The sequence below is a fragment of the Rheinheimera hassiensis genome, from assembly GCF_022436675.1.
Taxonomy (GTDB): domain Bacteria; phylum Pseudomonadota; class Gammaproteobacteria; order Enterobacterales; family Alteromonadaceae; genus Alishewanella; species Alishewanella hassiensis.
Window position 1 is genome coordinate 557,047 of the sequence record NZ_JAKUJZ010000001.1, and the last position, 13,211, is coordinate 570,257.

10 protein-coding genes are annotated in these 13,211 nt (G+C 48.8%); 3 read left to right on the forward strand and 7 right to left on the reverse strand.

Features of this window, described 5'->3' with window-relative positions; translation table 11 throughout:
- Positions 1-27 precede the first annotated feature (27 nt).
- From MJX74_RS02360 to MJX74_RS02370, 3 genes are all read left to right on the forward strand, one after another.
- Positions 28-1,776 (forward strand): glycosyl hydrolase family 18 protein, encoded by a 1,749-nt coding sequence (locus MJX74_RS02360; protein WP_240220551.1) that lies wholly within the window; start codon positions 28-30, stop codon positions 1,774-1,776.
- A 269-nt stretch (positions 1,777-2,045) separates the two neighbouring features.
- Positions 2,046-4,394: a glycosyl hydrolase family 18 protein gene (locus MJX74_RS02365; protein WP_240220553.1), complete on the forward strand. Its 2,349-nt coding sequence runs from the start codon at positions 2,046-2,048 to the stop codon at positions 4,392-4,394.
- 180 nt (positions 4,395-4,574) lie between these two features.
- The gene (locus MJX74_RS02370) at positions 4,575-5,792 is read left to right on the forward strand and encodes a lytic polysaccharide monooxygenase (protein ID WP_240220555.1); all 1,218 of its coding nucleotides are present in this window, start codon (positions 4,575-4,577) and stop codon (positions 5,790-5,792) included.
- A 97-nt stretch (positions 5,793-5,889) separates the two neighbouring features.
- On the opposite strand, the gene MJX74_RS02375 is transcribed toward MJX74_RS02370, so the two are convergent.
- The 7 genes from MJX74_RS02375 to MJX74_RS02405 all read right to left on the reverse strand — a co-directional run bounded on the left by MJX74_RS02375 (position 5,890) and on the right by MJX74_RS02405 (position 12,758).
- Positions 5,890-7,182 carry a serine hydrolase domain-containing protein gene (locus tag MJX74_RS02375; protein ID WP_240220557.1) on the reverse strand — a complete coding sequence of 431 codons (1,293 nt, stop codon included), beginning with the start codon at positions 7,180-7,182 and terminating at the stop codon, positions 5,890-5,892.
- Between the two features lie 95 nt (positions 7,183-7,277).
- On the reverse strand, positions 7,278-8,318 hold the full coding sequence (locus MJX74_RS02380; protein WP_240220559.1) for an AraC family transcriptional regulator: 1,041 nt from the start codon (positions 8,316-8,318) through the stop codon (positions 7,278-7,280).
- 98 nt (positions 8,319-8,416) lie between these two features.
- Positions 8,417-8,707, reverse strand: a complete 291-nt coding sequence (locus MJX74_RS02385) for a hypothetical protein (RefSeq protein ID WP_240220561.1) — start codon at positions 8,705-8,707, stop codon at positions 8,417-8,419.
- A 9-nt stretch (positions 8,708-8,716) separates the two neighbouring features.
- Positions 8,717-8,950 carry a hypothetical protein gene (locus tag MJX74_RS02390; protein ID WP_240220563.1) on the reverse strand — a complete coding sequence of 78 codons (234 nt, stop codon included), beginning with the start codon at positions 8,948-8,950 and terminating at the stop codon, positions 8,717-8,719.
- 17 nt (positions 8,951-8,967) lie between these two features.
- Positions 8,968-9,201 (reverse strand): hypothetical protein, encoded by a 234-nt coding sequence (locus tag MJX74_RS02395; RefSeq protein ID WP_240220565.1) that lies wholly within the window; start codon positions 9,199-9,201, stop codon positions 8,968-8,970.
- Entirely contained in the window at positions 9,198-9,572 is a 375-nt protein-coding gene (locus tag MJX74_RS02400; RefSeq protein WP_240220567.1) for a Tse2 family ADP-ribosyltransferase toxin, read from the reverse strand. Before MJX74_RS02400 ends, MJX74_RS02395 begins: the two co-directional genes overlap by 4 nt.
- Positions 9,573-9,860: 288 nt before the next feature.
- Entirely contained in the window at positions 9,861-12,758 is a 2,898-nt protein-coding gene (locus MJX74_RS02405) for an SEFIR domain-containing protein (protein ID WP_240220569.1), read from the reverse strand.
- Positions 12,759-13,211 lie beyond the last annotated feature (453 nt).

The window sequence follows — 13,211 nt, forward strand, 5'->3', positions numbered from 1 at the left end:
AAACAAGTAACAAAACCGGAGGAAGTTATGTTTAAACAAACAGTTAACCTATGTAGTGCTGCCTCACTGCTGCTACTGGCAGCCAGTGTACAGGCCGCCACACCGAATGCACCGGTGATCAGCTGGATGCCAACAGAATACAGCCTGCAAAACGGCAGTGTGCAGGTGCCGGTACGCTGGGATATGTGGTGGGGTACCAACGGTAACAAGTGGTATTTAAAACAAAATGACAGCGTTGTCTTTACTGCTGCAATAACACCAAATGGCCAGAATGCACAAACCGGCACTACCAACCTTACCTTTACCCAACCCGGCAGTTATCAGTTACAGGCAAGCTTGTGCCAGGTAACGGGTACTGCAGAAGAATGCGCCAGCAGTGGCATTACCACTATTAATATTACCGGCAGCGACGGTGGTGACGGAGGTGACAATGGTGGTGGAGATAACGGTGGCGGCGATGACGGCTTTAACCCCTGGACTGATCTGGATTTAACCGCCTGGCCGCACCCGCTAAAACAAAGTAATCTGCCGTATCAGAATACCACCGGCAAAAAAGTGGGTGCTTATTTTGTCGAATGGGGTATTTATGGCCGCGCCTTTAATGCGGCCGATATACCGGCGCAAAACCTGACGCATATTTACTACGGTTTTATTCCGCTATGTGGCACGAACGCCGGCTTACAACAGGCAAACCCCGAAGGTTACGCTGCTCTGAACAGCCAATGTGCCGGTAAACCGGATTACTCTGTGGTAATACACGACAAATTTGCCGCTCTGGAAAAAAGCTACCCTGGCGATGTCTGGGATCAACCGATACGCGGTATTTTTGCCGAGCTGTATCGCTTAAAACAAACTCATCCGCATATTAAAATTTTGCCATCAGTTGGCGGTTGGACACTGTCAGACCCCTTGTACGCCGTAGGTACTAATCCAGCAGCGCGGGCGGTATTTATTGATTCTATTATCGATTTTATCCGCACTTATGATTTTTTCGACGGTATTGATATCGACTGGGAATTCCCTGGCGGTGGTGGTGCCAACCCTAATTTAGGTTCAGCCCAGGACGGTGCCGGTTTTGCCACCTTGATGCAAGAGCTGCGTGCTGCCCTGGATGCCTTGAGTGTAGAAACCGGCCGCGATTATGAGCTGGCCGCAGCGATGTCTGGCGGGGTAGAAAAACTCAGCGTTGTTGATTGGGAAGATGCCCACCAGTACATGGACTACATTAACCTGATGACCTACGACTACTACGGCGCCTGGAACGGCGTGCTGGGCCACCAGACTGGCCTGTATCCGTCGGCTAACTCTCCCACTCCCGGCTTTAGCGCCCATGAAGCCGTGCAATACCTGCTTAACCGCGGCGTACCGGCAGGCAAAATTGCGCTGGGAGCCGCCATGTATGGCCGCGGCTGGCAAAACGTGGCAGGTGTAACCGGTAATAACCCCTTTACCGGCACCGGTGGTGCAGGCATCAGTGGTGGTTGGGAACCTGGCATTATGGACTACAAAAAAATTGAAACCGACTATATGGGCGGGCCTGAAGCCAGCGGTGTTAATGGCTTTACCGTGGGCTGGGATAACACTGCCAAAGCCAGCTATGTCTGGAACCCTACAACCAATACGCTGATCAGCATTGATACCAAGCGCTCGGTACAGGAAAAAGGGGCCTATATTCTGCAGCATCAGCTGGGCGGTATTTTCGCCTGGGAAATCGATGCCGACAACGGCCATATTTTAAACGCGATGCATGAAGGCTTAGGCCATCCGCAGCAATAACCATACTGCCGCGGCCCGGATACTGACAACACAAACAGAGGAGTAAGCAAAAACCGCTTTGCCCACGCTAACACGCCGTGAACCCATCCCTGGGGGCTCGATTGTAGATTTCCTCCTGAAGTCTACCCTTCGGGCCAGCAGAGCTGTGCAAATTCGCTCCAGACGAATTTGTCAGCATCCTGGCCTGCAACGGTTAGCTTAGAGCAAAGCGGTTCTTGCTCCCCTGCCATTAGCTCAGGTTCCCTGCGGCATTTTCCGGGAATACCACAATGAAACAACTTATCTTACTGTCGTTGCTGGCACTGGTTAGCACAGCGGCATTTTCACAACAAACTGATGATAACAACTGCAGGCCCGACGGCCTGTACCAAACCCCAGGCATTAACGTACCCTACTGCACTGTGTACGATACTGACGGCCGCGAAATAATCAGCCCGGATCATCCGCGGCGCATTATTGGTTACTTCACCAGCTGGCGCCATGGCAAAAACGGTCAGCCAGCGTATTTAGCCGCGGATATTCCGTGGGATAAAATTACCCATATCAACTACGCCTTCGCCCATGTAAATGGCGCGAACCAGATTTCTGTGGGTAATACGGGTTCGCCTGATAATGCATCAACCAATATGGAATGGCCTGGCGTGGCCGGCGCTGAACTGGACCCAAGCCTGCCTTATAAAGGTCACTTTAACCTGCTGCAAAAATACAAACAGCAGCACCCGCACGTAAAAACGCTGATTTCGGTCGGTGGCTGGGCCGAAAGTGGTGGCTATTTTGACGACGACGGCGAACGCATTGCCAGTGGTGGTTTTTATACGATGACCACCAACAGCGATTTAAGCATTAACACTCAGGGCATTAATACCTTTGCCGACTCGGCCGTAGCTTTTATTCGCCAGTATGGTTTTGATGGCGTGGATATTGACTACGAATATCCCACCAGCATGAATGATGCCGGCAACCCAGACGACTTTGCGCTGGCTAACAGCCTGCGTGGTGGCCTGATGCGCTCTTATGTCGAGCTGATGAAAGTGCTGCGGCAAAAACTGGATGCCGCCGGTGCTGCCGACGGTAAGCATTATCTGCTTACCATAGCTTCCCCCTCGTCCGGCTATCTGCTACGCGGTATGGAAGCCTTTCAGGTAACCCAATACCTGGATTACGTTAACATTATGACCTACGACCTGCACGGTGCCTGGAACCAGTTTGTTGGCCACAATGCGGCACTGTTTGACACCGGCCAGGACGCCGAGCTGGTAGCGTGGAATTACTACAACACCAGCCAGTACCAGCAAATCGGTTACCTGAATACCGACTGGGCTTACCGTTATTTTCGCGGCACCATGCCTGCAGGCCGCATTAATATTGGCATTCCGTATTACAGCCGCGGCTGGAAAGATGTACAGGGTGGCAGCTTAGGCCTGTGGGGCTCGGCGGCGTTACCAAACCAGAGCCAGTGCCCGCCCGGCACCGGTGGCAGCACGGTAAGCCAGTGCGGTAACGGTGCAGTGGGTATCGATAACCTGTGGCACGACAAAAATACTCAGGGCAGTGAGATGCCGGCAGGTTCCAACCCGTTGTGGCACACCATGAACCTGGCCGAAGGCATCAGCGCCAGCTACTTCAGCCTGTATGCTCTTGATCCAGGCAACCCAGAGCACCAGTTAACCGGCAGCTACAGCCGCCACTATGATGCCACTGCCGCAGGCCCCTGGTTATGGAATGCGCAAAAAAAGGTGTTTTTATCGGTAGAAACTGAGCAAAGCATCGCTACCAAAGCACAGTATGTGATTGACAACGGCATTGGCGGCGTGATGTTTTGGGAGCTGGCCGGCGACTACGACTGGGACGCAGCCAAAAGCGAATATTTTATCGGTAACACGCTGACATCGCTGTTTTATAACAGCTTTAAAAATGCCAGCCCTTATGGCGCAGTAAAAGCCGAACGCGCTATGCCAACCCAGGCGATAGATGTGCGCTTAAGTATCAGTGATTTTAAACTCGGCGATCAAAACTTCCCTATCAACCCCAAGCTTACGCTGACTAACCACAGCAACAGCACTATTCCCGGTGGCAGCAGTTTCAGCTTTGACGTACCCACAGCAATACCCGATACCATCAGCGATCAAAGCGGTTTTGGTTTAACGGTAGTGGAAAGTGGCCGAAACACCAGCGGCAATAATATTGGCGGCCTGCAAAATAACCTGCACCGGGTCGCTTTTAATCTGCCGGGTTATTTAAGCGTAGCCAGCGGTGAAAGCGTTACCGTTACGCTGAATTATCAGTTGCCAATGCCGATGCCGTCTAACTGGATCCTTAGCGCCAATGGTAACAGTTATGCCTTTGCCGAAGAGTATCCACAGTTACCGGTTGTTAGCATCGGCAATGATGATGGCCCCGGTGACGGAGATGGCGACGGTAACGGCGAGAGTTGTGGCGGCATTACCGCCACTATTCACCCGTACCCGGCCTGGCCGCAACCCGACTGGGCAGGTAACCCAAGCCATGCTGTTAATGGTGATTACCTGTCGTATCAGGGCGGCGTTTACAAAGCCAACTGGTGGACAAACTCGGTGCCCGGTAGTGATGGCAGCTGGAGTTTTATCTGTAATTTGTAAGCTGTTACCAAGCGGAAAACGGTGAGTAGCAGACTTACCGCTTTTCCTTGCGAGGGTCGATGCCTTATCAGGGCGCCACAGAGTGTCTGAGTCCGCACGCCAGTGCGGGCGAGTTGCTGTGGCGAGCCTGAGAAGGTCTTCGACCCGGAGCGCCAAGCCTCATAACCAAGAGAAATCACTATGCAACCCAAATACTTACTCCCTACACTACTAACAACCAGCCTGCTATTTACCAGCCTGCAGGCCAGCAGCCATGGCTATGTCGACTACCCCAAAGCCCGGCAGCAAATTTGTAAAGACGATGGCGGTTACTGGTGGCCTGCCGATGGCAGCGGCATACCTAATTCTGCCTGCCGCGCCGCTTACCAGCAATCGGGCGGTTATATGCTAACGCAGCACCATGAGTTTTCGGCCAACGTTGCCGATTACCGCAATATGGCAGCCGTGCAGGCAGTCGTCAGCGATGGTAGCCTGTGCGCCGGTGGTGACAGCCGCAAAAGTGGGATGGATATTCCCTCAACCGACTGGCAACGCACCAGTATTAACCTTACGCAAAGCAATGAGATCACACTGCGTTTTCGCGCCACCACGCCACACAACCCCAGCTACTGGCAAATTTATATCAGTAAACCGGACTTCGATGCTGCAGCAGAGCCACTTAGCTGGAACCAGCTACAGTTGATACACCAGCAAAACGATGTCACCGCAGAGGCAGGTTACTATAACCTTAATATGCAGCTACCAGCAGATCGCAGCGGCCCGGCAGTGCTTTATACCCGCTGGCAGCGGGTGGATGTAGTTGGCGAAGGTTTCTATAACTGCTCAGATATCGAATTGGTAAATGGCAGCAGCGACACTTCGCCAGTGCTATGGTTTGATAAAGGTGCTTTTGTTAACCTGCAAACGCCGGCAGAAATAGGCGGTTATGCTCAGCTACGGCTATTTGATGCCAACGGGCAAGAGCTGATAGACGAAAGCTGGCAGATCACCAACGCCAATATCGGCAATGCACTCTGGGCCACAGAACTGGCAACACAGATAAACACCCAGTACAGTAATCTGCTGCAAATTGGCGCGTTAAGCGGCGATAATGTGGTTTTTAGCAGCGATTTAGCCAACAACCGCGCCTATGTACGGGATAACAGCAGCTTTTATAACCTTGACCTGCGCCCGGCGTCAGATGATGGCGGCAACAACCCACCGGGTAATTGTCCGGGTTATGACCTGAGTAGCGTAAACACCTACCCTGATTGGCCACAAGGCAACACTCAGGGCCAAGCCGGACACGCCGCCGGTAGCGATCAACTGATCTACCAAAACGCGCTGTATCAGGCCAATTGGTGGACACAATCTATACCTGGCAGCGACAGCAGCTGGGCGCAGCTATGTAGCATGTAGCCTAGCGCCAAAAACCACGGGCCGCTCCTGCGGCCTGTTTAGTAACAACATGGTGTCGTATAAAAAATTTATCAACCACGTCGTGCAGTGCTCCATATCAACCTGAAGGTTGTTGCGCTAAAACCTGTTGTTGCCGTGCCAGCAGAAATGCCCGTACCAGCTCAACTGACACTTTACCAAAGTCCCAAAACTGCTCGGTATTACTATTGATATTTACTGCTACAACCATGTTGAACTCAGGTATTACCATCAGCCAGCTTTGCGCACCTCTGGAGACACCGCCATGGTTGGCGTTAAAGAGTACCCCCACCGGATCAGCAAAATCATAATCTCTAACCCGCCAGCCAATAGCATATTGCTGTTCATTCACCTCACCATTGTTTAGTGTTTGCGCAGTCCAGAATTGTTGCCTGGTAGCAGGTAAAACAAAATCATCGCGCAAAAATCCCAGACCCAGTTTAACTAAATCTGTTGAGGTAGAAATAAATCCGCCCGCAGCAAGCCGATGGCTTAAATCCACGTCGCGCCATATTCTGACCACCGGCTGTGACTCATCATCACGCCAGTAAAAACTTGCAATTTGTGCAGCTTCTGGCGTAGTAATACCAATTTCCGGCTCGATAGCGGTGTGGGTCATTCCCAGTGGGGCAAAGACTTGCGTTTGCATTAACTCTGCATAGGGTCTGCCACCGGCTTCCTGCATGACAGCACTTAGCAACACCGTGCCCAAACTGGAGTAACTGAATTGTTCACCCGGCGAAAACAATACTTCACTGTCATCAAATACTGTCAGCGCTTCGCTGACATCGTGGAAACGGGTATTTAGTGCTATGGTTTTGTAGAGCCCCAACCAATCGGTGTTTTCATCATAATGTGGTATACCCGCCATATGCGAAGCCAATTGACGGGGTGTAATATTGCGCCAGCGTGGGTACTGTTCAATCAGTTTGTAGCGTTGCAGCGGGGTATCCAGTTCAATACTGCCTCGCTGCACCATCCGGGCCAGCAAGGTCGATGTCAGCGCCTTGGATGTGCTGCCAATTCGGAACTGTGTTTCCGGGTTTATTGGTTTCCCCGCAGCAATATCGGCCCAGCCAGCAACACCTTGCCATACCAACTTGCCATCAATCGCCACCGCTGCCGAGATACCAGGGCTGTTAATAGCCTTACGATGCGTTTTTAGTTTTTGTATAGCCTCGTCTGCCGCGCCCTGGTATTTAGTATCCAATACCCGGTTCAGCTCTGGCACAGGCTCCTCAATGCTGACAAAGCCCCAAAACGGCAGGGGCCAATCCCCCTTGTGGCTATAAAACTGATATACCGGTTGCAGCAAGGCATAGGCGCCTGCCAGCAATAATAGAATTAACACCGCGATAATTTTGTTTCGCATGAACAGCTTTCCTTAGAGTAGTGAAAATAGCTGCTGCAAAATAGAACTAAGGTTGCGGCCTGTCTTATTGAAACTGAAAAAAGTCTGATCGATTTTTAAAATTGGGCACGATATTGGCTTGGTGTCATACCCAGGCTCTGTTTAAATACGCGATTGAAAGGCGCAATAGAATTAAAACCCGCATCAAGTGCCAGCGTCAGTACCGGTTTATCATTATCTTTCGGGTCTGCCAATCTGGCGCAAACTGCAGGAATACGGTAGCTGTTTATAAAGTGGGAAAAATTATCAAAGCCTAATTCCACATTGATTAACTGACGCAACTGGTATACCGGTATGCCAAGCTCTGCCGCCAGCTGGCTGATATTCAGGCCATTTATCCTGTACAAGCCCGCGGCCATTTTGCTTTTCAGCTGCTTAGCTTCTGCACTCTCGCTGTGTACCTCAGAGGCAGCAATTTGTTTGATCGGCTCTGCCACCTTAGTTTGCTGCTCTGATCGAAAGCCGGCTAAACGACAAACCGCAATAACTGTTGTCACCGCAAAAAGCAGCCCGGCATTAAAACTGCTGAATAACATATTGTCCTTGATAGCAAGCGGCGAAAATTCCAGCAACGTCAGCAGCCCCATATACACACTGCCAGCCGCAATAATAGCAATTCTTAGCCGGCGCCGCCGTTCAACTAAATCATCACTCAAGCCAATAAATGCATTGATGACGACAAAAACCAGCACCAACAGCAGTATGGCGTGATGAACATCATGAAACAGGCCTTTGCCTTGCAGCAGCAGAAAAAAGTAACACAGCCATACTAACCAAAGGCTAAACATAACTTTCAGCCAACCAGATAGCTGCGACAGTAAACTTTTGTGATGCACCGCCTGCCAATAAACCGCTAACAACGCATAGGCTGTGAGGTCGGTAAACAATAAAAGAGGCGGCCTCAACCAGCCATAATGGACATCATCGACAGGCGCCGTAAGCAATATATAAGCAATGCAGCATAACAGCAGTGTATTCGTGGCCGCCTTGGCAGCAATAACTTTACTTCGCCAAAGCAACAGCACTAACAGTATCAGTTGGCCGACAGCAGCAAAGCGGAAAAACAGGTCTAACATCTGGACTTCAGTCATTACCATCTGGCTTGTGTTTTCCTTGTAACAACTAATTCAATGCGCAAATGTAACGAAACGCACTGTAGCAAACAACCCAGGCCGCAGTCGCGACCAGTTGGTGTTTAAAAAGAACAGTGATAATACTGCAGCGGCTCGCGGCTAAAGTTTTTGATCTGCTCGCCAAAAACCGCAACCGCTTCGGCCTCAAATCGCTTATAAAAGCCTGCCAGCTCGATGTAATCGTTACCCGCATCAGCAGCGGCATCTTCATCTTCAGCTGTTTGGTTAATTTGCAACAAGCGTGCTTTTTCGTTGCTCAGGGCCTCAAGAATATACCTTGTTTCCCAGTCGCCTAGCGACGTTTGCATTTCCCGTGGCAGAGTCATGCCACTACCTTTGATTAGCTCAAACATAAGTCTGTCCTACAACTTAGCCGGAATAATCTGCTGCAAAGACGGTAAAGCCTCGCCTTTATCTAATTGCTCCTGATACACGGCCTTGAGAACGTTAAAACCCTCGTAGTACAACATCAGTATTTCATCGATGGTTTCAGGGTCTTTCAGCGTTTCAGAATCCAGTAACGTCTCATAGCGGTTAATGCATTCATAAGTTGCCTGCAACGACACTAATAGTGTTCGGTTGTCGATCCCTGGCATATTCTGGTCTATGTCTATTACAACGGCTCGCGAGAGAAATTCCGGATGCCTTCGCCATACTGTGCTACGGCTTTTGCCAGCAATGGTTTAAGTAACAGCCGAACTTCAATCAGATCATTACCAATATCAGCGATTTCATCTTCGTCGTCAGATGTCTCGCAGATATGCGCCATACGCGACTCCATTTCAATCAAGGCTTCCAGCACAATTTTTAGCTCTGATTCCACTAAGTTAAGTTGAAATTGGCTCATACCACTTTACCCTCTTTCTTAAATACTCTTGCGGCTTTAAGCGCCATCTCTTCCAGTAAACCTTTATACTTATCTATTGGCATATTCTGAATTGGGGCGATGCAGTAGTGATGTGCTTTGTCTTGCACCAACTTCAGCCCCACCGGCGGCTGTGTATTCGGCGGAAAGCGCCACACCCAGCCCGTCATTGGCGATTCGTTCATACCTTGCCTGTCATACACACTGACGCCTTTACCATTTGCGACTATAACAGTAACACCGTTGATTGACATTGTATCAACGTCACGAGGACGTACGTTAGACAACTTAGGTGAATTGGCATTGCCAAGGCGGAATATTTCCTCTGGCACTAGATAAAACTCTAATTTCATAAAAATTCCTTCTCTTTTCGTTGGTAACTTAAAGATGACGGCATTATCACCGCACTACGAAAACACAAAAAAAACACTAAATTTACAAATTAATGCATTATGCTTGCTTGCAATGTTTATGGAAAGTTAAATTTTTGATGTTTAAAGTGTCAGCAGTATCTATCAGAAATAGTAAATGTTTTGAGATTTAGAGTTTGCTACGCGGACAATAACCTAGGCGATACTGAAGCTTTTGGAACGGTAAATCCCAGAACTATAGCGCCAGCCCGTGCTGTTGGCGGCAATACTTCAGCTTGTAGAATTGCCAACTTGTTGCCTTGCGAACTCAGCTTGTAAAGCTGCAAGTTCTGAGTCACGACGATGATAGCCTGTTTCTGTAATTAACTTGGCCGCAGCGTTTATATGGTTTGCCAAGTCAGACGCGCGGCTGTTGTTCTTATATCCCACATTCTCGCCGGCAAGGGTAGAAGCCATACTCGACTCTGCAATCAATAGTCGAGCCATCTCCAAATGATAATCAGTCAAGTGTAGTTTCATTCCGCTTCCTGCCGCGATATCAAATACTTCTTTTAAATCCAGGCGGGCAAGAGTGAAATCGCGAGCATGGCGATATTTTTCAGCACGAGAAAGTAAGCCACCAAGTAACATCGATTGCTGGCCTGCTGCACGTAGACCAAGCACAGCATCCTCCAGCCAGCAGGTAGCTTGTTTCAAAAGCTCATTTGATAAAATACAATCACTTAAATCTCCTGTGTAAGCTTGCTGCAGATAACTGCGGCCAAGACTAAGTTGATCTAAAGCAATACTTAGCAGTGAGGCCCCCTCCTGCTTTGCCCACTCCAGCGCCAGTGTCGCCCGTTCCAGAACCTCCTTTGCGCCCCCTTGTGCTAACAGCAGCTCACAATAACGAAAACCTTGCACTGAATATAAACATGGAAACTGAGGTTGGTGTCGTTTTTGGAGCTGTTCGGCTTCCTGAAACAAGGCAAGAGCAGCGGTAATGTTCCCAGCTTGATGTAAAGCATCTGCTTGGGTCGTCCGGAAAGCAGAAGTAAAAAAAATGTTATCTGACTTATCGGCATATTGCCAGCTAGAAGAACCATTCTCAACCGCTTGCGCTACCTCTCCTAAAATGAGCTGTAGCTCACTAAGATTACAAGCTCCCTTAGCTGCTTCTTTCCAGTTTTTTTGCCGTAAAGCTATATCAATACTTGCTTGAACAGGGCCTAATGCTTCATGTAATCGGCCCAGGGCCCGCAAGCAAAACCCTGCATTACCTAACATTTGAAGTTGCCACAAGTCTTTTAGCTTTGCAGACGGCTTATGCCACACTTCAGTAAAAAAACAAGCTGTAATGGCAAGATCATCACTGAAAGCTCCGAGCTTTTTGACATTATAAGCCTCTTCCTTACGAGAAATTCGGGAATAATACACTTCTGTTAATGCTCTCTGATGCAATCCAGCAGCGCACCCATGGGTTACTGCGTGGAACAATGGCCGCATTTCGTCCAATGTATCTGGATAAAGTTTCGGCGATAACCCTTTGTAATATTCATACAATTTTTTATGTGCTTGCTGCCAAACTTGAGGCTGATTCTGCTCCAGTTGTTTACCAAAATATTCACGGATTAGCGGATGACAGTCGAGCAATTCGTCCCTACCTTCGTGTATGGATAATAAACGGTGCTTCTCTCGCAGGTCACGAATAGCAACCTTCCATGCCTTGAGTGGAATTTTATCTGTTAAACCTGGAAGCTGTGCTTTCCAGAGCACTTCAAGCACTTCAGCTTCAATCGGGTGGTCAAACAAGCTTAGCAAATACAGCAGTTGCAATTCCGGCGTATCTTTCAACCATGTTTTATATGCCTGCATAACTTTAAAGGCATGCCTTTCAACATCGGTGTAGGCTTCTTCACCAAACAACTCATCCAGTGTGTCGCGTTTAAGAATGTCACCATCCAGATAAATGGTAAGCGCATTGCCCAGTAAGTGCAGTGCCAGCGCATGGCAACCATATTCATTTACCGCTTTAAGCAGCGCAGCATCGCTGCCCGTTACATGTAGGGATTTCAATAGTTTTACGCCATCTTGCTCATCAAGATTTTGTAAATCATAAGAAATAACAGCTGGCTGTGAGTGGCCACTGAGTTCACGTATTGCAATCCGGGTAGTAATAATGCATAGGCTAGAGTGCTTAGCGGCGAGCGATTTCAATAATGCCCGCAATGTTCTGTCTTTTAGCTCCCCTCGTACCACGGAACTGGAATGCTGCAGAGGTTCAAATCCATCAAGTATCAATAAGCAATTTTGCTGACGCAGAAGATCTGCCAGATACTCACCCATCTGTTCTGGTTGGTTAGCAAAATCAGTGATAGTTTTAGATGGATCAAGTAGCTCAAACACACGACTGTAAAACAAGGTAGCACTAGGCTGCTTTTCTTCACTCGCACCTTGTGAATAAAATGACCAGGCAATAAGCTTTTCAGGTTGAACTTGATCCAACCAGTAACGCAGCATCTTAGTTTTGCCGGTACCGCCTGGAGCAATAAATTGAATAATGTTGGTGGTGCCGTTTTCCAGAGCATCACTAAGCAGTTTAAGTTCAGCTTCGCGCCCAAAGAACCCACCTGAAACTGTCGGCAGACGGTCAGAATAGATTCGACCAACCGTGGCGTTTTTCAAACCACTGTTTTGAGGCGGAAAATGTTTTACGCTGCCAAGTGGCCTGGCTTCTGTTAGTGGCTGAGCAGTAAGAACTCGATATAATTCTTCATACTGCTTACCAAAGTAGTAAGTACTGCCAGATTTCAATATTAAAGGCACATGATCAATATGGCCGTTGTCAGTCAGTACAGGGATAAATTTGTTATTTTGTTGAAACTGGTCATATAAAGTTTGCGAAATAATAACTCCCTCAAAGTTTACTCCGCGTCCTCCTTCACGGTCTTCTCCTCTGAATCGGCGTAGATACAGTTGTGTACACACAATCAGCACAAAGTTGGCGCTTTCAATTTGCTTCTCCATCCACCGTTGCCAGCCCTCTTTGGGCTGGCCATTAACGTACTGGTCAATGAAGCTATCGACGCCGTCGTTTCGCAACTGATCCGACAACGCCAGTATCTTTTGCTTATGCTCGGCAGAGTCGTGGCTGTAGCTAATAAATACTTTTGGAGGATTTACGGACATAGCACTAACTATCCTTGTAAATATATGACAGCATCATAGCGCGAAGCAGCATACAGCTCAAAATACTGTAACAACTGACAACTTTGCTGACTTTAAGATTTTCTCATTATCGTCTGCCAACATAAATTCATTCATAACTTCCGCATAGAACGAAAATCACTGCAGAACCAGCTGCACAACGAGCTTTCAATGTAACAACGCCTCAACCACCTGCTGCTTTAACGTCTCAGCGATATCGCGGCCTGCAATGCCTTCGGTCAGCACCAGCGTTACCATCTGCCTCGGCTTGCAGGGAAAAATATTCGGTGCATTCACCTTCTGCAGTCGTCGAGGTCAGAGTTTGTTTAATCTGCAGTTGCTGTGGGTTGGTTATTGCCGCTCGACGCTATGTTGGCTGTAAGGAAACGCTCCAAGCCACACAGAACGAACAATAAGATCAGTATGTCACGCATG